The organism is Rhizobium sp. BK196, assembly GCF_014193255.1.
In the GTDB taxonomy this organism is placed as follows: Bacteria; Pseudomonadota; Alphaproteobacteria; order Rhizobiales; family Rhizobiaceae; genus Rhizobium.
The window spans coordinates 287,932-308,505 of sequence record NZ_JACHZB010000008.1; the positions used below are offsets into that span (position 1 = coordinate 287,932).

Here is a 20,574-nt window from a genome sequence, read left to right on the forward strand (position 1 = left end):
AGCGGTGATGCGTGGGGCAGCTGGAAACGGTGGATGGCTTCGAAACCTTCTGGCGAAAACTTCGGTGGTCGGTACGGCAAAGGAGTGTCTTGGCTTTCTGCCATTGCTGTAGCCCGTAGAAAGACGGTGCAGATACCGCACCGGAGCCTAATCCTCCAGCATCTCTCCATTCACCTCTCCCACGACGCCGTCCTTGCGGAGCGGTCGGAAGCTCATCCGGTGCAGCGAGCATGGCCCGTGCTTTTCGATGCCGGAGCGATGCTGCGCCGTGCCATAACCGACATGAGCGGCAAAACCGTATTCGGGAAACACCAGATGCGCGCGTGCCATCATTCGGTCACGTGTCACCTTTGCCACGATGGAGGCAGCCGCAATCGAGACGGATCGTGCGTCGCCCTTCACCACGGCCTGCCCCGGGCAGTCCAGCCCTGCAGGCACGTCCAGCCCATCCGTCAGCACATAGCTTGCCGGCACGGAAAGGCCGCAGATCGCGCGGCGCATGGCGTCGAGGCTTGCCTTGCGGATATCGGTTTCGTCGATGCGCGTGGAGCTGGAAGAGGCGATGGAAACCGTGGCGGTCGCAAGAATTTGTACGAACAGCTCCTCGCGCTTCTGCGCCGAAAGCTGTTTGGAATCGTTGAGGTCTTCAGGAATGCGCTTGGGATCGAGGATCACCGCTGCGGCAACGACAGGGCCTGCAAGCGGTCCGCGTCCAGCCTCATCAGCGCCCGCGACAGGCCAATGGCCAGCCCTGCGGGCTTTCAGCTCCAGCCGGAAATCCGGGACGAGGGGGACCTCTTCAAAGAGCAGAGGAGAATCGGGTGGCGTGCGACGTTTCATGCGGTTGAACCTCGCACGCCAACCCGATTTCCTGCAAGCCCCCGGATCAGGGCGGCGACGGCCGGGGGCTGTCCGGCGGACGGTGCGGTCAGGGCCATCCGCGGAATTGCGCAAGGCAGAAGACGCAGGGCAGGTCTTCTTCACGCCTCACGCAAGCTCGTGAGCAATCCAGCAAAAGTGCGCAGCGGTTTTGCTGGAATTGCATGAAAATAACCAGTCACAGTAGCGAAAGCTGCACCCCGCTTCCGTCAGGCGGCACAAATAAGTCGTCACGTAGCGCGAGGCTTCGACGGGTCAGTTCAAGCCGCTTCACTGCCATCTCGAAGCGGCGGGCGATCTGCCAGGCGTAGGGTCCGGCGCCTTTCATGCGCTTGCCGAATTCGGCGTCATAATCCTTGCCGCCGCGCATCGAGCGCACCAGCGACATCACATGACGATAGCGATCAGGATAATTCTGCAGCAGCCAGTCACGGAATAGCGGGCTTACTTCCAGTGGCAGCCGCAACAATACGTAGCTCGCTTCTTCCGCTCCTGCCGCTTTAGCGGCATCGAGAATACGTTCCAGTTCGTGATCGTTGAGTGCCGGAATGATCGGCGCGGCCATCACCGACGTCCGCACACCGGCCTCCGAAAGCCCGCGGATCGCCTCCAGCCTGCGCGTCGGCGTCGAAGCCCGCGGCTCCATGAGGCGCGCAAGCTTGCGATCGAGCGTCGTGACCGAAATGCCGACGCGCACGATGTTTTTCGCCGCCATCTCCGTGAGAATATCGAGATCGCGCAGGATCATCGCCGACTTGGTGACGATCGCAACGGGATGGTTCGCTTTGTTCAATACCTCGAGGATCTGCCGCATGATGCGCCATTCCTTTTCGATCGGCTGGTAAGGGTCGGTGTTGGTGCCTATCGCGATGACGCGTACCTTGTAACCCGGCTTGGCAAGCTCCCGTTCCAGAAGCTTAGGCGCGTCCGGCTTGGCAAAGAGCTTGCTTTCGAAATCCAGCCCTGCCGAAAGGCCCATATAAGCATGGGTCGGTCGGGCGAAGCAGTAGATGCAGCCATGCTCGCAGCCGCGATAGGGATTGATCGACCGATCGAAGGAGAGATCGGGAGATTCGTTGCGGGTAATCGCAGTGCGCGGCTTTTCGATCTGCACATCCGTCTTGAACGGCGGCAGTTCCTCGAGCGTCTGCCAGCCGTCATCGAAGGTTTCGCGCTGCGTAGGCTCGAAGCGGCCGCTGGGGTTCAGTCCCGCGCCGCGGCCACGCCGCCGGTCAACCTCGATGCGCAGCCCAGAAGCCGCGATCATCGCGTCGGCAATATCCGTCGTATTGGCAGGCGCAAATGCGGCCTGCCCTGCAAGGGACTGTGGTTTCATCGGATTCTCCAGCGGCGGAAAAATGCGCGATCCCGCTCGTTTTGATGATTAAATTCCTATCCTCAAAACGAGAACAATGCAAGAACAAAATGCGGAAAGTGGTGCTGGCAAAATTTTGTGCGGCGCTCTATAAACAGGCAATGTTGACTGTCGTTCTCGAATGCCAGGATCAGGAACCTGAGCTGGCCCAGACCCTATCGGTGTTGGTGGCGGGTGCCGTGGAAGGCCTCGTCAGTGACGTGGTTGTGCTCGATTACGGCTCGCGCGATGGCTCCGCGCGGGTGGCGGATGCTGCCGGCTGCCGTTTCCATTCCCAGTGGGATATCAAGGACATTATCCGTTCTGCCCGCGGCGAATGGCTGCTCTTCGTCGAGCCGGGCGCAAGACCGCAGGCAGGCTGGATCGACGAAGTCTCGGAGTATGTGGCCTTGAACAAGGTCCCTGCGCGCTTTACCGCCTCGCGCGGCTATCGCCGCCCTTTTTTCCAGCGTGTAGGTCGTGTCAGGCCGCCACTGGAGCTCGGCCTGCTCATACCGAAGAAACTTGCCATTTCAGCTGCAAAAAGCGGCATGCGCCTTACCGAATTCGCCAAGGCACAGAAGCCACGCCAACTCTCCAGCGAATTGATTCCCTCCTGGGTCGCGCGCGCCGCGCGCTAGTGCACTCCTCAATAGCGAAAAGATGGCGCCCAATAGGATTTCGCGCTATAATTTGAGTATGGCGCCGCCGAAGCGCTTGGCTTCGCAACGGATGGCCATGGAATGCCGGTGAACGGCAGAACAGGTCAACGAAAATCTCCTCTTCTGCCGGGTTCCCGGCAAAAGGAGGTGCGTCATGCTACGCAATATGGTCCGCGGCCTGCTGGCCGTCATATTGACGGCATTGCTGATCGCGCATCCGCATCCGGCGGCATCGCAGATGATGCGCAGTTGCGCAGGCCGATCCGAGATCGTCAAATTCCTGGACAGCAACTTTGCTGAAAAGCTCACGGCAGTCGGACTGATCAACCAGAACGCCGTTCTCGAGGTCTATGCCGCTGAAAGCGGCACCTGGACACTCATCGTCACGGACGTTCACGGCATAAGCTGCGTGCTACTGTCCGGCGATAGCTGGGAAAGCATGCCCGCCCTGCCGGGCCTCGCGACATAGCGATGTCGCTGTCGCAGCCAGCCTATTTCGTCGCGCCGCGCTTGAGGTGTTCGTCGAGCCGCGGCATGATCTCCACGAAGTTGCAAGGCATCTGCCGGTAGTCGAGCTGCGCCTTCAATATGCCGTCCCAGGCATCCTTGCAGGCGCCGGGCGAGCCTGGCAGCACGAAGATGAAGGTAGCGTTGGCAACACCTGCCGTGGCGCGCGACTGGATCGTCGAGGTGCCGATCTTGTCGTAGGAAATCCGGTGGAACACGGCTGAAAACCCATCCATCCTCTTTTCGAAGAGCGGTTCAAGCGCGTCGGGCGTCACGTCGCGGCCGGTAAAGCCGGTACCGCCCGTGGTGATGACGACGTCGATCTCCTTGGCTTCCGTCCAGGCGCGTACACGCGCTGCGATCCTCTCGCGGTCGTCGGGCACGATGTCGCGGTCGATCAGCTGATGTCCGGCCTCGGCAATCCGCGCAGCCAGCGTATCGCCGGATTTGTCGTCCGCCGGCGTACGCGTATCCGAAACGGTCAGAACCGCAATGCCGAGGGGTATAAAAAGCCTCTTTTCGTCCAGGCCTGCCATCATGTGCCTCCTGCGAAGGTCTCCGTCGCCTGGAAATACCAGTCCGGGCGAGCCGCGTGAAGACGCTCAGCGGCACGCAACGCAGCAACGGGCGTATCGAATATGCCGAAGCAGGTCGCGCCAGAACCGGACATGCGGGTGAAGTTCGCACCTTCTGCAGTCAGCATATTGGAAATCTCGGCGATCTCAGGCACCAGTTCCCGCGCCGGCAGCTCGAGATCATTGCGTGTCGCCCGGATAGCCTCCAACCAGTGCGGCGTTTTCGCCAGGACCAGCGGCGGATTATTCTTGGTAACAAGTCGTCGGAAGATCTCGGGCGTGGGAACGCCTTTCAGCGGATTGGCGAGCACCATGGCGAAGGAGGGCAGGGAATCGACCGTCTCAATCTGTTCGCCGATACCGCGGGCGATCAGCGGTGTGCTTTTCAGGCACATCGGCACGTCGGCGCCAAGTCTCAACGCAAGAGCGCCAACGGTCTCAGCGGGAAGCGCGATATCCCACAGGCGCATCAGCCCGCGCAACGTCGCAGCCGCATCCGCCGAACCGCCGCCGATACCGGAAGCGACCGGCAGGTTCTTTTCCAGATGGATGCGCACGGGCGAAGCGCCACCTGCAATTTCACGCAGCAGGTCGCGCGCCTTCAGCACCAGATTGGTGCCGGGATCATCGGCCAGCACATCGGCGAATTGCCCGGAAAGCGTGAAATCATCGGTATCAGCAGGAGCAAAGCCAAGCCGGTCGCCATGGCGCGCAAATGTGACCAGCATTTCAAGAAGGTGATAGCCGTCAGACCTCTGACCTGTCACATGCAGAGCCAGATTGATTTTTGCGCAGGCATTTTCGGTAACGGCGAAATCGCCTGTTACGGAAAGGAGCGCACCCGTTTCAGGCATGCGACTTCAAGACTTCTTGTCGACCGGCGGCGGCGGCGTCGGCTGCGGATCAGGTTGCTTCTTGTCGGCAGCCTTAGAATCGTCGTTCTGGGCTGGCAGGCCGTTCGCAACCTTTTCCTTGATCTTTGGAATCTCGGCTTCCTCTGGTTCTGAGGCGAGAGCGCGGTTCCATTGATAGACAGCTTCAAGCTTGCGGCCAACACGCCAGTAGGCATCGCCGAGATGGTTGTTGATCGTCGCGTCGCCAGCCTTGATCTGGGCGGCACGCTCCAGCTCGTCGACCGCATCGTCGAAACGGTTGAGGCGGAAATAGGCCCAGCCGAGCGAGTCGATGATATAACCGTCATCAGGACGCAGCTCGACGGCCTTCTTGATCATTTCGAGGCCCTCGTCGAGGTTGCGGTTCATGTCGATCCAGGAATAGCCGAGATAATTGAGAACCTGCGGCTGGTTCGGATTGAGGTCGAGCGCCTTGCGGAAGTTCGGCTCCGCCTGGTCCCACTTCTTCAGCCGCTCATAGGCGATGCCGCGCTGGAAGAAGACGCTCCAGTCTGCACGGCCCGGCAGCGGCCCGATCACTTCGACGGCCTTGTCGTAATTGTCGGCCATCGCCTGATAGTCCTTGGCGTCGGAAAGCACGCTGCCATAGGCGAGATAGCTCCTGACATCCTTCGGGTCGGAAGCGATCAGCGCCTGCAGGTGCTTGCGGGCTTCGTCCACCTTACCGCCTTGCGCGAGCGCGAGGCCCAGCTGCAGTTCTGAAATGCGGCGCATCGGCGAACTCGCCGGCACCTTCTGGTAAAGCGCAATCGCCCGGTCCATCTGGTTCTGCTTTTCGGCAATGCCGCCGAGCAGTACCAGCGTGTCGGCACTGTTCGGATCGAGCGCCTTGGCTGTCTGCAGATAGAGCGAGACGATGTCCTCGGCGCCGTCGCGGTTCAGCGCGCCGCCGACCGAGAAGAGTACCCCGGCCGCGCCCTCTTCGGCGCTCTTGACCTGCTGTTCCTGCTTCTCGCCCTTTTCGATGCTGTCGCGCAACGCGTTCAGCGGGGCATAATTCGGCAGCAGGTTGTCGCCGACGGAAACAGCGTCGAGCGCCTTCTGCTTATTCCCCTGCGAGGCCTCGAGGCGGGCAAGCGCCATGATGGCGCGCATGAACGTGTCGGGGGCAGTCGCGCCGCCTTCCTTGTCGAGCACGGCATCATTGAGATGCTGGCGGGCAGATTTGACGTCGCCGTTGACGATCGCGATCGCACCGGCATTGTAGTTCTTGAAGATGCGGACCCAATCCGGTCCCTTCATCTTCTCGACCATGGTGAGCCCTTCCCTGCCGCGGCCAGCACCCACTCGCGCCCAGGCCAGCAGAAGGTCGTTCATCATGCGGTCGAGATCGTTCGGACCATCATATTTCAGGATCGATTCTGCCGTTTTGAACTCGCCGCGGCGCATCGCATCCATGCCGCGCACGATCGTGGTAATCCGCTCGACGGTCGGATCGCCCTTCAGGTCGTTGGCATATTTCACGCCGTCCTTGATATCCCCATTGAGGAGCAGCGAGATCATCAGGCGCTGGCGGATTTCCGGATTGCCCGGCTCGATCTGCAGGGCTTTCTTGTAAAGTTCGATCGCCGTCGGATAGTCGTGATCCACATCGGCCGTGCGGGCAGCGAGGAAAGCGCCGGAGAAGGTCGAAACATTATCCGGATCAAAGGTCACGGCCTTGCTGGCGTCATCTGCCTTGGCCGCATCTTCGGCGTTCACACCGCCAATTCCGCCGAGCGAAAGGACCGCCGCCAGGGCTGCGCTCGAAAGGAGACGGGTGACAAATCTCTGCCGCATTAGAAAACCTTTCTTCAGGGACGGCCGGAAAACGTGCCGGCCGCAAAATCAGTTGCAAACACTGATTCACAACAGGATGGCTTTTTTGAAGCGGCCCTGCAAGAAATTCAGCCCTCGTCTGGGACGTTTGATTAAGCGTGCGCGCAAAAGTGCGCTACGGTTTGCGGTAACGACACGCGTCAAACAATCTTAAAGCGTGGCAAGCGAATCCTTGATATCGCGACACGCTTTAATTCACGCGCTCGATGCAGAAGTCGATGACCTCCATCAGGGCTGATTTCCAAGCGCTCTCGGGCAGCGGCGCGAGCGCATCCCGTGCGATCGTGCCGTAATGAACCGCCCGCTGAATCGTGTCGTTCAGCGTGCCGTATTTGGTAATCAGGCCGAGCGCCTTTTCCAGGTTGGCATCGCTGCCGTTGCCGCCTTCGATCGCATCGCGCCAGAAGGTGCGCTCTTCCTGCGTGCCGCGGCGGTAGGCGAGGATGATCGGCAGCGTAATCTTGCCCTCGCGGAAATCGTCGCCGACATTTTTCCCGAGATCGGCAGCCTTGCCGCCATAATCCAGCGCATCGTCGACGAGCTGGAAAGCAAGGCCGAGGTTCATGCCGTAGGATTTCAGTGCGTTGCGGCCGGATTTGCCGGTTTCCGCGACGATCGGCCCGACTTCTGCAGCCGCGGCAAAAAGTGCTGCCGTCTTGGCGCGGATGACAGAGAGGTAATCGTCCTCGGTCGTTTCCATGTTCTTTGCGACGGAGAGCTGCAGCACCTCGCCCTCGGCGATAACGCAGGCTGCGGAGGAGAGCACGTCGAGCGCTTCCAGCGAGCCGACTTCCACCATCATGCGGAAGGCCTGGCCGAGCAGGAAGTCGCCGACGAGCACGCTTGCCTGGTTGCCCCAGATCGTGCGCGCGGTCGACTTGCCGCGGCGAAGGTCGCTTTCGTCTACCACGTCGTCATGCAAAAGCGTTGCCGTGTGCATGAACTCGACTGATGTGGCGAGCTTGATGTGGTTTTCGCCCCGATAGCCTAGGAGCGAGGCCGCTGCGAGCGTCAGCATCGGCCGCAGGCGCTTGCCGCCAGAGGAGATGAGATGGTTTGCCACCTCAGGGATCATCTGGACGTCGGAGCCGGCCTTGGAAAGGATAAGCTGGTTCACCCGCTCCATATCAGCCTTGGTAAGATCCACCAGCGGCTTGATGGAAGCTAGTTTGTTTTTGTTTTCTTCAAGCGATATGACCACGCCCAACGACCCGGACTCCTGTTCATTCATTGCCTTTGACAATAGAAAGGGCCGATGGAGGCGGCAAGGGGTGAATTGTCGCTGCCAGCAAAATCGAAAAGGAAAATGACGGCAAATGCATGAGCTTATCCGCGCAAACGATCCCGTTCTGCTCTCATTTGCAGAGAGCCTCATGAAGGATGCGGGAATTCCGTGCTTGATCGCTGATCAGGGGATGAGCGTGCTCGAGGGTTCGCTCGGCATGCTGCCGCGTCGCCTGTTGGTCGATGAGGCGATGGCCGATCAAGCCCGCCGCATCCTCAGCGATGCGGGTCTCGGCGGCGAATTGCGCGAGCGGAAGTGAAAGGATGACGCAGGCGGTGACCGACACAACGGATGCCTTTCATCGCGGCCTCTTCCATATCGTCCAGCCCAAGGGCAGGGGGCATCGCGCCGGCATGGACGCCATGATGCTGGCGGCCCTCGTTGCCGACGATCGCCCGATAAAAGTGGCCGATCTCGGTGCTGGTGCAGGTGCGGCAGGTCTTGCCGTCGCCTCCCGCCTTCCGAAGGCTGAGGTCGTGCTGTTTGAACGCTCGGCAGAGATGGCAAACTACGCTCGCCGTAGTATCGAACTGCCCGACAATGCCCATTTGGCAGGCCGCGTCTCGGTCATCGAAGCCGATGTCACGTTGACGGCCAAGGCGCGCAATGATGCGGGTCTCATCGACGAGAGCTTCGATCACGTTATTATGAACCCGCCGTTCAACGATGCCGGCGACCGCAGGACGCCGGATGCGCTGAAGGCGGAGGCCCATGCCATGACGGATGGCCTGTTCGAGAGCTGGATCCGCACGGCCGGCGCCATCATGATACCGGGCGGACAACTGTCGCTGATCGCGAGGCCGCAATCGATCGCCGAGATCATCGACGCCTGCGGCAGGCGCTTCGGCGGCATCGAGATCACCGCCATTCACCCGCGTGAAGGGGGAAACGCCGTCCGCATCCTCGTAACGGCGATCAAGGGCTCACGGGCACGGCTTTCGCTGCGTGCGCCTCTCATCATGCACGAGGAGGGGGGCCACAAGTTCTCCCCTCTCGTCGATGATTTCAACAATGGCCGCGCGGCCTATGGCAGACTCTGAACTAATTCCAGGAAAGCGGTTTCGTTCTGAACGGCGTAAACCAATTCAGGATTGCCCGAGAACAAGCTTAGCCTCCGGTCACGAAGTCGAGGAGCAACTTGACGTTCAGACCAGCGATCACGACAGCGACCACATAGGCAACGGTGCTGAGCCATTTCGGAGCGACGAGTTCCCCCATCTTCGCCTTGCTCGACGTGAACATCACCAGCGGGAAGACAGCGAAGGAAAGCTGCAGGCTAAGCACCACCTGGGTCAGGATCAGCAGTTCAGCAGTACCCTGGTCGCCGTACCAGATTGTCACGAAAGCCGCGGGTACAATGGCGATGGCGCGGGTGATCAGGCGCCGCACCCAGGGCTTCAGCCGGATTTTCAGGAAGCCTTCCATGACGATCTGCCCCGCGAGCGTGGCGGTAACCGTGGAATTCAAGCCGCAGCAGAGCAGCGCGATGCCGAAGAGGGTCGGCGCAATGGCAAGGCCAAGCAGCGGCGACAGCAGCGAATGCGCCTCACCGAGCTCCACCACATCCGTCTTGCCGTTGGCATTGAAGGCGGCTGCGGCAAGAATCAGGATCGAGGCGTTGATCAGAAGTGCGAAACAGAGCGCCACGGTGGAGTCGAGGGTCGCAAACGTCAGCGCTTCCTTCTTCTCCGGCACGGTATGGCCGTAGGAGCGCGTCTGCACGATACCCGAGTGAAGATAGAGATTGTGCGGCATCACGGTAGCACCCAGAATACCAAGCGCCAGATAAAGCATCTCCGGATTGGTAACGACCTCGGTCGTCGGGAAGAAGCCCTTGATGACGGCGCCCCATTGCGGGTCGGCCAGGAAGATCTGGATCGCAAAGCAGATCGCGATGACGCCGAGCAGCGTAATGATGAAGGCCTCCATCCAGCGGAAGCCGAGCCTCTGCAGCAGAAGGATGACGAACACGTCGAGTGCTGTGATCAGCACGCCGATTTCGAGTGGAATACCGAAAAGCAGATTGAGGCCGATCGCCGTACCGATCACTTCGGCAATATCGGTGGCGATGATGGCGATTTCCGCAAAAGCCCAGAGCGGCACTGCGACATAGCTCGGATAGGCATCGCGACAGGCCTGCGCCAGGTCGCGGCCGGAGCCGATCGCAAGACGCGCGCAAAGCGATTGCAGCACGATTGCCATGATGTTCGAAAGCAGTGCGACGGTTAGCAGCGCATAGCCGAACTTCGATCCGCCGGCGAGCGAGGTCGCCCAGTTGCCAGGGTCCATGTAGCCGACCGCCACCATGTAGCCGGGGCCGAGGAAGGCTGCCGCGCGCCGCCACGTGGAGCTGTGCCGCCCCGTACCAACCGTACGGTAGACGTCGGAGAGTGAAGCTTCCCCGCGCTCGGTCCGCCAGCCGCCCTTTGCCTTCGGATTTACGATGTCCATGCCATTTCACCTGTTTAACTATACCGGCACTATGCCCGATTAGAATGATAATGCAAGTCATTCGCAACAAGAAAAGTGCTGCCTGTCCTTTTCTGAACGCGGCCATTGCGTTTGCCGTTCCAACGCATACATGCAATGCCCGTGTAATGTGCATATGCATGCTGGCGCCGCCGATCATGTTTAAGGAAGAGAAATGGCTGGATTTTTGAGAAAATTGATGCCGAAGCGGTTTCGCAAGGATGGGATCGTCATCCCCGTCGTCAGGCTGCAGGGCGCGATCATCAGCGGAGGTGGCCAGTTCCGCCCGACCCTCAATGTCGCCAATGTTGCGCCGGTGCTGGAAAAGGCCTTCTCCATGAAGGACACGCCGGCCGTTGCCATCTCCATCAATTCGCCGGGCGGCTCGCCCGTCCAGTCCCGCCTTATCTTCACGCGCATCCGGGAGCTTGCGCGTGAAAAGCAGAAGAAGGTTCTGGTCTTCGTGGAGGATGTGGCAGCCTCCGGCGGCTATATGATCGCGCTGGCGGGCGATGAGATCATCGCCGACCCGACCTCCATCGTCGGCTCGATCGGCGTTGTCTCTGGCGGCTTCGGTTTTCCTGAACTCCTGAAGAAGATCGGTGTCGAGCGTCGCGTCTACACAGCAGGCGAAAACAAGGTAATCCTGGATCCCTTCCAGCCCGAGAAGGAAAAGGACATCGAATATCTGAAGAGCCTGCAGCTGGAGATCCATCAGGTCTTCATCTCGATGGTGCGCGAGCGCCGCGCCGGTAAGCTGACGGACGATGCGACAGTTTTCTCCGGCCTCTTCTGGAGCGGCACGCGCGGCCTGGAACTCGGCCTGATCGACGGGCTCGGAGACATGCGCCAGGAGCTCAAGAAACGCTATGGCCAGAAAACGAAGCTGCAGCTCGTCACGGCCGCTCGTGGCCTGCTCGGCCGCCGTATTCCCGGTGTGTCGCCGGTTTCGTTCGAAGGGGCGGCATCCGGCTTCGCATCCGGGCTTGTCGAAGCGGCCGAGGAAAGGGCATTGTGGAGCCGCTACGGGCTTTGACGGGAGAAACGAGGGGAAATGGCACAGCTTATTACGTTATTGATCCTCGTCTGCGCGGGTTGGTGGCTCTACCGTCGCTTCATCTCCGACGCGCAGAAGCTTGCTGAAAAATCCCGCCGCGCCGAGAAGGAGCGCCAAACGGGCGCTATCGGCACGCTGGTGAAGGACCCAGCGACGGGTGAATATCGTCTCAAGCAGGAAGACGAATAACGCTCGACCAAGCAGCACCTGGCTTTAGGCGAATACAGTGCAAAAGCCTTGACCCCTGCAGCGCTGCGTGGCACCTGTCGCGCTCATACTTCAAGCAATCGGTGCCCCTCCATGTCCGCGACAATTCCAGACCATATGAACCCGAAGCGCTCGTTCCAGGCGCTGATCCTCACCCTGCATAATTACTGGGCGGACAAGGGTTGTGCGGTTCTGCAGCCCTATGACATGGAAGTGGGCGCTGGCACCTTCCACCCGGCCACAACGCTGCGCGCGCTTGGCCCAAAGCCGTGGAAGGCCGCTTACGTGCAGCCCTCCCGCCGCCCGTCCGACGGCCGCTATGGCGAAAATCCGAACCGCCTGCAGCACTACTATCAGTATCAGGTCATCCTGAAGCCGAACCCGCCGAACCTGCAGGAACTCTATCTCGGTTCGCTCGCCGCCATCGGCCTCGATCCGCTGCTGCACGATATTCGCTTCGTCGAGGATGACTGGGAAAGCCCGACCCTCGGCGCCTGGGGCCTTGGCTGGGAATGCTGGTGCGACGGCATGGAAGTCTCCCAGTTCACCTATTTCCAGCAGGTCTGTGGCATCGAATGCTCGCCGGTCGCCGGCGAGCTGACCTATGGTCTGGAGCGTCTGGCCATGTATGTCCAGGGCGTCGACAATGTCTACGATCTGAACTTCAACGGCCGCGAAGGCGACGAGAAAATCAGCTATGGCGACGTCTTCCTGCAGGCTGAGCAGGAATATTCCCGCCATAACTTCGAATTCGCCAATACCGAGATGCTGCATCGTCACTTCATCGATGCCGAGAAGGAATGCCAGGCGCTGCTCGCCGCCGGCGCGCCGGGCGATAACGCCAACCAGCGTCTGCACAAGTGTGTCTTTCCGGCCTACGATCAATGCATCAAGGCCAGCCACGTTTTCAACCTGCTCGACGCCCGCGGCGTGATCTCGGTTACCGAGCGCCAGAGTTATATCCTGCGTGTACGCACTCTTGCCAAGGCCTGTGGCGAAGCCTTCCTGCTGACGGATGCCGGTGGCGTCAACTTGTCGAAAGAGGCCGCGTGACGCAAAAGCCTGCCAGCCGGATAGTTCATATCAACGGCTGGCCAGGCATTGGCAAGCTGACTATCGGCCGCTTGTTGGCGAAAAGGCTCGGCGCGCGGCTCATCGACAATCATATGCTGCTTAATCCGGCCGAAGCTCTTTTCGCCCGCAGCAACCCGCTGCATGCATCACTGCGTGAGCAGATTCGGCAAACGTTTTTCGATCACGCCGTGCGCGCCGATCCGGCTGAAAGCTTTGTCTTTACCGATGCTCTTGCGGATGACGGGTATGATAGTGCGACGTTCTCCTGGTATCTCGATTTGGCTGCCGCCAGAGGCGCGGATCTGATCGCGATTCTCCTCGATTGCGCGCCGGAGGAGAATGCCAGGCGCCTCATCTCTCCTGGCCGATCCGAGGCGCTCAAGCTGACGGATACGGCGATGCTGCAACGGCTGCGGGCAAACTATAAACTGCTGCGTGGGTTGGCTGAACGCACCATCGAAATCGATACGACAAACCTTTCACCGGAGCAGACGACTGTCCAAATCCTGGCCGATATCGGCGTTTGACGGCAGCCAGTAAACCTGAGTAGTCTCCGCGCGGACATTACTTCGCTGCGGGGATTCGCGATGTATATTGCACTTGGCGTCATCGTTCTGGTCGTGCTCTACCTCGTTTTTATCTACAACGGCCTGGTCCGTTCCCGGCAGATGGCCGAGGAGGCCTGGTCCGGCATCGATGTGCAGCTGAAGCGTCGTGCGGATCTGATCCCGAACCTGATCGAGACCGTAAAAGGTTACGCCGCTCACGAAAAAACTACGCTCGAAGAGGTAGTCGAACTTAGGAGCAGGGCGCAGGCCGTTCCATCAGGCGATGTCGCGGGCAGGGCGCAGGTGGAAGGTCTGCTCGGCCAGGCGCTTGGCCGGATGATGGCGCTCGCTGAAGCCTATCCAGATCTCAAAGCCAACCAGAATTTTTCTGAACTGCAAGCCTCGCTGGAAACGATGGAAAGCGAAATCCAGATGGCGCGCCGTTATTACAATGGCGCTGCCCGCGATCTAAACGTCAAGGTCGAGAGTTTCCCGTCGAACCTCGTCGCCGGTCAGTTCGGCTTTTCCAAGCGCGAATATTTCGAAATCGCCAACGAGGCGGACCGCGCCGTACCGACCGTCAAGTTCTGACCTTTGTCTTTGCACAAAAACTGCTATGAGCAGTCCGATAGGGCCTCTTGCGGCCCCTGCAATGGACAGAAGAGACAAGCGCAATGAGTAAAGCCAAGCTCACCATCATCCCGCCGGGCAAGCCGCTCATCGGTCGTGCCGTGGTTCCGGGCTCGAAGTCGATCACCAACCGCGCCCTGCTGCTGGCAGGTCTTGCCAAGGGCACGAGCCGGCTGACCGGCGCGCTGAAGAGCGACGACACGAAATATATGGCCGAGGCACTCAGGGCGATGGGTGTGCAGATCGACGAGCCCGACGACACGACCTTCGTTGTCACCGGCAGCGGCAAGCTGCATCAGCCGAAAGCGCCCCTCTTCCTCGGCAATGCCGGCACGGCGACCCGCTTCCTGACGGCGGCCGTTGCCTCCGTCGAAGGAACTGTCGTTGTCGATGGCGACGAGCATATGCGCAAGCGCCCGATCGGCCCGCTGGTCGCAGCGCTGAAGTCGCTTGGATTGGATGCCGAGGCCCCGACCGGTTGCCCGCCGGTGACCGTGCGCGGCAACGGTCATTTCGCCTCGGGCCGCGTCGAGATCGATGCCGGCCTGTCCAGCCAGTATGTCTCGGCCCTTCTCATGGCTGCACCGCTTGCCAATCCGGGCGCCAACGCACCCGTGACGATCGCGCTCGCGGGCACGGATATCGGCGCCCGCGGTTATGTCGATCTGACCCTTGCCGCCATGGAAGCTTTCGGAGCCAAAGTGGAGGAGCTCGATGCCGCGACCTGGCGTGTGCAGGCGACCGGCTATACCGCCGCCGATTTCGTCATCGAGCCGGATGCGTCGGCTGCAACCTATCTTTGGGCGGCCGAAGTGCTGAGCGGCGGCAAGATCGATCTCGGCGTCGCCAACGAGGCGTTCACGCAGCCTGATGCCAAGGCCTATGAGACGATCGCCAAGTTCCCGCATCTGCCGGCCGAAATCGACGGCTCGCAGATGCAGGATGCCATCCCGACGATCGCGGTTCTTGCAGCGTTCAACAAGACGCCGGTGCGCTTCGTCGGCATTGCCAACCTTCGCGTCAAGGAATGCGACCGCATCCGCGCATTGTCGACTGGCCTGAACAACATTCGCGAAGGCCTGGCGGTCGAGGAGGGCGATGATCTGATCGTCCATTCCGATCCTGAACTCGCCGGTCAGACGCTGCCGGCTGACATTGATACCTTTGCCGATCACCGCATCGCCATGAGCTTTGCGCTCGCCGGCCTGAAGATCAACGGCATCAACATTCTCGACCCTGATTGCGTCGGCAAGACCTTCCCTGCCTACTGGCGTACGCTTGCGGGACTGGGGATTGCCTACAAGGACGGGGCCTGAGCTGAGTTGGGGTAAACCGTAACCGGGGAGGGGACATGATCCGGCGGTTTTTCGGCATTTGTTTCGCATTGCTGCTGGTGCTGTCTGCGCAAGCAGCAACGGCTGAGGAGTTCATCGCCTCCTTCGATTCCGCCATCCAGCTGGAAAAGGGCGGGGCGATGACGGTGGCGGAAACGATCATCGTCAATGCCGAAGGCGACCGCATCCGGCGGGGCATCTTCCGCGATTTTCCACTGACCTTCAGGGATGCGAGCGGCCGACGCCGCAGCGTCGATTTCAGCGTCGCCTCGGTCAAGCGCGACGGCAGGGACGAACCTTGGCATACGGAAGCCATCACTGGTGGCATCCGCATCTATGCAGGCTCCGAAGACGTGACGATCTCTCCCGGCCGCCATCAATATGTCTTCACCTACAAAACGAACCGTCAGATCCGTTACTTCGACGATCATGACGAGCTCTATTGGAACGTCACCGGCAACGGCTGGATTTTTCCCATCCGTTCAGCGGTAGCGACGGTCACCTTTCCTCAAGGCGTCGTGCCCGAAGATGTCACCTTCTTCACTGGTCCCGTCGGTGCCACTGGCAAGAATGCTCGAGCGAGCGTCGACGACGGCAGACTGGTCGTCGCGACCACCGCGCCCCTCGGCGCGCAGGAGGGGCTGACCTTTGCCGCGAAACTGCCGAAGGGTGCGATCGATCCGCCGAGTGCCGATCAGGAAAGCAGTTGGTGGTTCAGCGATAACCGCGACTATTTCATCGGTTTCGGCGGCCTCATCCTCGTCTTCCTCTATTACACGCGCTCCTGGCTGAAGGTTGGCCGTGATCCAGCGCGCGAGATTGTCGTACCGCGCTGGGACCCGCCTTCTGGTATCTCGCCCGCGCTTGTCAATTACGTCGACAACAGAGGCTTTTCCGGCCAGGGCTGGACCGCACTTTCGGCAACCGCGCTCGATCTTGCCGTGCGCGGCTACGTCACGCTGGGAGATCTCAAGGACTCGATCGTCATCCGCCGTACCAACAAGCCGCTCGGCAAGGAGAAGCTCCAGGCCGGCGAGTCCGAGCTCCTGAAGGCGGTCAGGGGAAGCGGCGATACGCTCACCATCGACAAGGCCAACGGCGAAAAGGTTAAATCGGTCGGCCAGAACTTCCGCTCGTCGATCGAACGGGAACACCGCGGCAAATATTACAATTCCAATGCGGGTTATATCACCGGCGGCGTGATTTTAAGCGCCGCCGCCCTAGTGGCGCTCTTCGTCTTCGGCTCGCTGGAGCCGGATACGATTGCGCTGATGATCATCCCCATCGGTATTTCCGTCTTCCTGTCTGTCTTCGTGGCAGGCTTTGCAAAGGCGCTGCATCGCGGCCGTTCGCTCGTCGGCAAGATTTTCGCGGTCATCGCCATCGCTATCGCCGTTTTTGTGGGCTTGAGCATTCTCTCGGCCGTGGTGCTGGCGCTCGGCTCTTCGCTGATGGAATTCCACGAAACGCCCATGCTTTTTGCGGTGGGCGGCATCGTGCTCCTCAACATCCTCTATTTCTTCATTATGGGCGCTCCGACACCGCTCGGTGCCAAGATGACAGCTGGCGTCGATGGTCTGCGGCAATATCTGACGCTCGCCGAAAAGGACCGGATGAACATGGCCGGCGCGCCGCAAATGTCGCCGCAACATTTCGAGACCTTGCTGCCCTATGCCGTGGCGCTTGGTGTCGAAAAGCCATGGTCGCGCACGTTCGAGACCTGGCTGGCGGCTGCTGCAGCCGGAACGGCTGCGGCTGCCTATAGCCCCGCTTGGTATTCCGGCGATTTCAACAGCGGCAGCTTTTCCGATCGTATCGGCGGCTTCTCGTCGTCGATGGCTTCGACGATCGCATCCACTATTCCTTCACCGCCGCCCTCCAGTTCGTCCTCGGGTTTTTCCGGCGGCGGCTCGTCCGGCGGAGGTGGCGGGGGCGGCGGCGGCGGGGGCTGGTAAGCTTTCCCGCTTGACCTTTCGGGCCTTCCCGCTTAACCGCCAGACCAACGGGCCAGGCCCACAGGCCAGACCAGCAGGAAAGGGATCAGGCATGAAGGTTCTGTTGATCGGATCGGGCGGACGCGAGCACGCACTTGCCTGGAAACTGGCGCAATCGCCGCTGATGACGGAATTCTACGCCGCGCCTGGCAATCCCGGCATAGCGGAACATGCAACACTGGTCGCGGTCAACGTCGACGACCACGATGCAGTCGTCGCCTTTTGCCGCGAAAAGGCGATCGATTTCGTTGTCGTCGGACCGGAAGCGCCACTGGTTGTCGGCATCGCCGATAGGCTGCGCGCAGCTGGCTTTGCAGTCTTCGGCCCCTCGGCCGCCGCTGCCCAGCTCGAGGGTTCCAAGGGTTTCACCAAGGATATCTGCGCCCGTTACAATATCCCGACCGGGGCCTATCAGCGTTTCAACAATGCGCCGAAGGCCAAGGCCTATATCCGTGAACAGGGCGTGCCGATCGTCGTCAAGGCCGATGGCTTGGCCGCCGGCAAGGGCGTGACGGTCGCTATGACGCTCGATGAGGCGCTCGCCGCTGTCGACGATTGTTTCGAAGGCGCTTTTGGAGAAGCCGGGGCTGAAGTCGTCGTCGAAGCCTATCTCGATGGCGAGGAGGCGAGCTTCTTCTGCCTTTGCGATGGCAAGAGTGCGCTGCCGCTGGCAACCGCGCAGGATCACAAGCGCGTCGGCGAGGGCGACACCGGCCCCAACACCGGCGGCATGGGCGCCTATTCGCCCGCACCCGTCATGACGGCCGAGATGATCGAGCGTACGATGAAGGAAATCATCGAGCCGACCATTCGCGGCATGGCCGAAAGCGGCCATGCCTTCAGCGGTGTCTTCTTCGCCGGCCTGATGATCACCGCCAAGGGGCCGGAACTCATCGAATACAATGTCCGCTTCGGCGATCCGGAATGCCAGGTGCTGATGATGCGGCTGAAGAGCGATCTCCTGCCGCTGCTGCTTGCCTGCGCCCATGGCACCCTGGATCAGGTCGAGGCCGAGTGGACCAACGACCCGGCACTGACCGTCGTCATGGCCTCGAAAGGCTATCCGGGCTCCTATGAGAAGAACACCCCGATCCTAGCGCTGCCGGCAGCCGGCGAGGGCGAGAAGGTGTTTCATGCCGGCACATCGCTGAAGGACGGTGCTCTGGTGGCAACCGGCGGCCGCGTCCTGAACGTGACGGCGACTGGCCGCACGGTCGGCGAGGCCAAGGACCGCGCCTATGCCCTTATCGAGGGGGTAAAATGGGAAAACGGCTTCTGCCGCCGCGATATCGGCTGGCGTGCGGTCGAACGCGAAAAGGCATAAGCGGCGGACGGACACGGCCCGTTTCGCTAAATTTTTACCCTTTCCTCTGACGGGATGGAAACAAAGCTGCGCTAATCTGGCTCCTGATATGAGGCGGAGTAGTGTTGATGCGTGAGATTTTCCTCAGTGCAGTATTTCTGCTGGCGGCTGGTTCCGCCATGGCCGGTTCGATCGAAGTGGTCGGGTCGAGCAGGCCGGAGGAAGCCGGCAGCATCATTACCGAAACCTGCGACCAGTGCCCGCCGCTTCAGTTGGAAGCCTCGAAGAAGGATTATTCGGTGCCGGAATTGCGTCCCGGTGCTTTGCAGCATGCCGAGGTCCGTGATGTCGATGGAGAGAAAAAGATCTATCGCACCGAAAACTGGATGGGCGGTTCCCCTGTCCTCTTCGTGAGCAAGGCAACGCCCGAGCAGATGCTTGCGCTGGCCCCGCCGGCGCCGACAGAAGGTATCGACAATCAGGCGACAGCAGCCGTGGTCGGCGGCTATACGAAGCCGGTAGCGGCTGGCATGAGTGGAACCACGCCTCTCGACGCTTCCGCGTTTGAGCTCCGTTTCTAATTCGGATCCGATAACAGTCCGATCAGAGTTTCGATCGTTGCGAACGCACCTCTGAAGAGAAGCAGGGTGCGTTTGTTTATTTTAAATAAGTATATTCTAATTTATGTGATTGTGCTCATGAAGAGGTGCAACCTATACAAGTCTGCAAGAAGATATCCATCAATTCTACTAGGGCGCCCGAGTAGAAGCCCTGCCTTTGTTAAAAGATAATTTAATCATTCACATTAATTTTACTTACTGAGGGCCGGAGGACGCATGATTGCGCTAGCTGAGCGCGCGATTTTTCGCGCGCAGGTCGGGAGTTGACCGATCCGGGATACCGCATTTCATCTTTTCCGTGAGGCCAATCATGAAGAAACTCAAGATTGCTCATCAGCTTTTTGCGCTGGTCGGTGTTTTGATGGCTGCATTTGCAGTCGCAACCTATTTTGAAATCCGCACATCCGAGCAGGCGATCTATGATGAGCGTTTCGACATGCTGCGCACGCAGGTCGAATCGGGCATCTCCGTCCTCAACACCTTCTACGAACGCGAGAAGGCCGGCCAAATGACGCATGAGGCCGCCCAGGCCGAAGCCTTCGACATCCTGAAGCGCGTGACCTTCCAGCCATCCGGATATCTCTTCGGCATGGACTACAACGTCGTCCAGGTCTTCCATCCGAATCCGACCAATATCGGCAAGGATATGAGCGGTCAGGTCGACAAGACGGGCACGAAATTCAGCCAGGCGCTCGTCGACCACGGCAGGGCCGGCGGCGGTCGTACCTTCTACTATTGGGGCAAGCCCGGCCAGCCGGCAGACCAGGTCTTCCTCAAGGGCGCTTATTCCAAGGCCTTCGAACCCTGGAAGATTGTCGTCGGTACCGGCGTCTATCTCGACGATCTGCAGCAGAAGATCAATGCGACGATCTGGAAGGCTCTGACTGCCTCGCTGATCGTCTTCGTCGGCGGCATGGCCGTTGCGGCCTACTTTATCCGCGGCATATCGAATCCTCTGAAGGACGTTCACACCGCGCTGCAGGCTGTTGCCGAGGAAGACGTCTCGATTGCCATCTCGCATACGGGGATGAACAACGAGGTCGGCATGATGGCGAAGGCGACGCAGTCGCTTCAGGAAAAGATCCGGGAGCGTCACGCGATGTCGGAGCGCGAGGCTGCCCAGCAGCTGGCGCTCGAAAGCGAGCGCGAAAGCAACCTGCGCCATCAACAGGATGAAGCCTTGCTGCAGGCCCGTGTCGTCAGCACCATCGGTCAGGCGCTGGAACAGATCGCCCGCGGCGACCTGACGGTGCGCTGCGCCGACATCGGCCAGAAGTATGCGGCATTGCGCGACAACTTCAACGATGCACTCTCGCATCTGGAAGCTGCCATGGCCCAGGTCAG

Annotated in this window: 21 protein-coding genes; 14 read left to right on the plus strand and 7 right to left on the minus strand. The window is 60.4% G+C overall.

The window, feature by feature from the left end; all coding sequences use genetic code 11:
- Nucleotides 1-147: 147 nt before the first annotated feature.
- A complete protein-coding gene (locus FHT78_RS24310; RefSeq protein WP_183749128.1) occupies nucleotides 148-840 on the minus strand; it encodes a ribonuclease HII in 693 nt (230 codons plus the stop codon).
- A 217-nt stretch (nucleotides 841-1,057) separates the two neighbouring features.
- The gene (locus tag FHT78_RS24315) at nucleotides 1,058-2,215 is read right to left on the minus strand and encodes a PA0069 family radical SAM protein (RefSeq protein WP_183749129.1); all 1,158 of its coding nucleotides are present in this window, start codon (nucleotides 2,213-2,215) and stop codon (nucleotides 1,058-1,060) included.
- A 140-nt stretch (nucleotides 2,216-2,355) separates the two neighbouring features.
- Between FHT78_RS24315 and FHT78_RS24320 the strand changes: the two genes are divergently transcribed.
- Nucleotides 2,356-2,874, plus strand: coding sequence for a glycosyl transferase (locus FHT78_RS24320; protein ID WP_183749157.1), 519 nt, complete (start codon nucleotides 2,356-2,358; stop codon nucleotides 2,872-2,874).
- 175 nt (nucleotides 2,875-3,049) lie between these two features.
- A complete protein-coding gene (locus FHT78_RS24325; RefSeq protein ID WP_183749130.1) occupies nucleotides 3,050-3,364 on the plus strand; it encodes a hypothetical protein in 315 nt (104 codons plus the stop codon).
- A gap of 22 nt (nucleotides 3,365-3,386) precedes the next feature.
- On the opposite strand, the gene moaB is transcribed toward FHT78_RS24325, so the two are convergent.
- The 4 genes from moaB to FHT78_RS24345 form a co-directional block, all read right to left on the minus strand.
- Nucleotides 3,387-3,938: a molybdenum cofactor biosynthesis protein B gene (gene moaB, locus FHT78_RS24330; RefSeq protein WP_183749158.1), complete on the minus strand. Its 552-nt coding sequence runs from the start codon at nucleotides 3,936-3,938 to the stop codon at nucleotides 3,387-3,389.
- Complete coding sequence (locus FHT78_RS24335; RefSeq protein ID WP_183749131.1) at nucleotides 3,938-4,831, minus strand: 4-(cytidine 5'-diphospho)-2-C-methyl-D-erythritol kinase; 894 nt, start codon at nucleotides 4,829-4,831, stop codon at nucleotides 3,938-3,940. Before FHT78_RS24335 ends, moaB begins: the two co-directional genes overlap by 1 nt.
- A 6-nt stretch (nucleotides 4,832-4,837) precedes the next feature.
- Entirely contained in the window at nucleotides 4,838-6,670 is a 1,833-nt protein-coding gene (locus FHT78_RS24340) for a tetratricopeptide repeat protein (RefSeq protein ID WP_183749132.1), read from the minus strand.
- 229 nt (nucleotides 6,671-6,899) lie between these two features.
- Nucleotides 6,900-7,916, minus strand: a complete 1,017-nt coding sequence (locus FHT78_RS24345; protein WP_183749133.1) for a polyprenyl synthetase family protein — start codon at nucleotides 7,914-7,916, stop codon at nucleotides 6,900-6,902.
- 109 nt (nucleotides 7,917-8,025) lie between these two features.
- On the opposite strand from FHT78_RS24345, the gene FHT78_RS24350 reads away from it, so the two are divergent.
- Together FHT78_RS24350 and FHT78_RS24355 are read left to right on the plus strand one after the other, a co-directional pair.
- Nucleotides 8,026-8,253: a DUF2007 domain-containing protein gene (locus FHT78_RS24350; protein WP_183749134.1), complete on the plus strand. Its 228-nt coding sequence runs from the start codon at nucleotides 8,026-8,028 to the stop codon at nucleotides 8,251-8,253.
- A gap of 4 nt (nucleotides 8,254-8,257) precedes the next feature.
- Nucleotides 8,258-9,034: a methyltransferase gene (locus FHT78_RS24355; protein WP_183749135.1), complete on the plus strand. Its 777-nt coding sequence runs from the start codon at nucleotides 8,258-8,260 to the stop codon at nucleotides 9,032-9,034.
- Between the two features lie 67 nt (nucleotides 9,035-9,101).
- Here FHT78_RS24355 and FHT78_RS24360 read toward each other — a convergent pair whose 3' ends face one another.
- Nucleotides 9,102-10,445 carry an Nramp family divalent metal transporter gene (locus tag FHT78_RS24360; RefSeq protein WP_183749136.1) on the minus strand — a complete coding sequence of 448 codons (1,344 nt, stop codon included), beginning with the start codon at nucleotides 10,443-10,445 and terminating at the stop codon, nucleotides 9,102-9,104.
- 193 nt (nucleotides 10,446-10,638) lie between these two features.
- Here FHT78_RS24360 and FHT78_RS24365 point away from each other — a divergent pair, with 193 nt between their 5' ends.
- From FHT78_RS24365 to FHT78_RS24410, 10 genes are all read left to right on the plus strand, one after another.
- Nucleotides 10,639-11,499, plus strand: a complete 861-nt coding sequence (locus FHT78_RS24365; protein WP_183749137.1) for a S49 family peptidase — start codon at nucleotides 10,639-10,641, stop codon at nucleotides 11,497-11,499.
- Between the two features lie 18 nt (nucleotides 11,500-11,517).
- On the plus strand, nucleotides 11,518-11,709 hold the full coding sequence (locus FHT78_RS24370; RefSeq protein ID WP_183749138.1) for a hypothetical protein: 192 nt from the start codon (nucleotides 11,518-11,520) through the stop codon (nucleotides 11,707-11,709).
- A 111-nt stretch (nucleotides 11,710-11,820) separates the two neighbouring features.
- Nucleotides 11,821-12,780, plus strand: coding sequence for a glycine--tRNA ligase subunit alpha (locus tag FHT78_RS24375; RefSeq protein WP_183749139.1), 960 nt, complete (start codon nucleotides 11,821-11,823; stop codon nucleotides 12,778-12,780).
- Nucleotides 12,777-13,328, plus strand: coding sequence for an AAA family ATPase (locus FHT78_RS24380; protein WP_183749140.1), 552 nt, complete (start codon nucleotides 12,777-12,779; stop codon nucleotides 13,326-13,328). The genes FHT78_RS24375 and FHT78_RS24380 overlap by 4 nt, the downstream gene beginning before the upstream one ends.
- Nucleotides 13,329-13,388: 60 nt before the next feature.
- A complete protein-coding gene (locus FHT78_RS24385; protein ID WP_183749141.1) occupies nucleotides 13,389-13,940 on the plus strand; it encodes a LemA family protein in 552 nt (183 codons plus the stop codon).
- Between the two features lie 83 nt (nucleotides 13,941-14,023).
- Complete coding sequence (aroA, locus tag FHT78_RS24390) at nucleotides 14,024-15,295, plus strand: 3-phosphoshikimate 1-carboxyvinyltransferase (protein ID WP_183749142.1); 1,272 nt, start codon at nucleotides 14,024-14,026, stop codon at nucleotides 15,293-15,295.
- 35 nt (nucleotides 15,296-15,330) lie between these two features.
- The gene (locus FHT78_RS24395) at nucleotides 15,331-17,268 is read left to right on the plus strand and encodes a DUF2207 domain-containing protein (protein WP_183749143.1); all 1,938 of its coding nucleotides are present in this window, start codon (nucleotides 15,331-15,333) and stop codon (nucleotides 17,266-17,268) included.
- Nucleotides 17,269-17,359: 91 nt separating this feature from the next.
- On the plus strand, nucleotides 17,360-18,631 hold the full coding sequence (gene purD / locus FHT78_RS24400) for a phosphoribosylamine--glycine ligase (protein WP_183749144.1): 1,272 nt from the start codon (nucleotides 17,360-17,362) through the stop codon (nucleotides 18,629-18,631).
- Between the two features lie 107 nt (nucleotides 18,632-18,738).
- Nucleotides 18,739-19,191 (plus strand): plant virulence effector HPE1-like domain-containing protein, encoded by a 453-nt coding sequence (locus tag FHT78_RS24405; protein WP_183749145.1) that lies wholly within the window; start codon nucleotides 18,739-18,741, stop codon nucleotides 19,189-19,191.
- Between the two features lie 349 nt (nucleotides 19,192-19,540).
- A partial coding sequence (locus tag FHT78_RS24410; protein ID WP_183749146.1) for a methyl-accepting chemotaxis protein occupies nucleotides 19,541-20,574 on the plus strand: 1,034 nt, incomplete at its 3' end.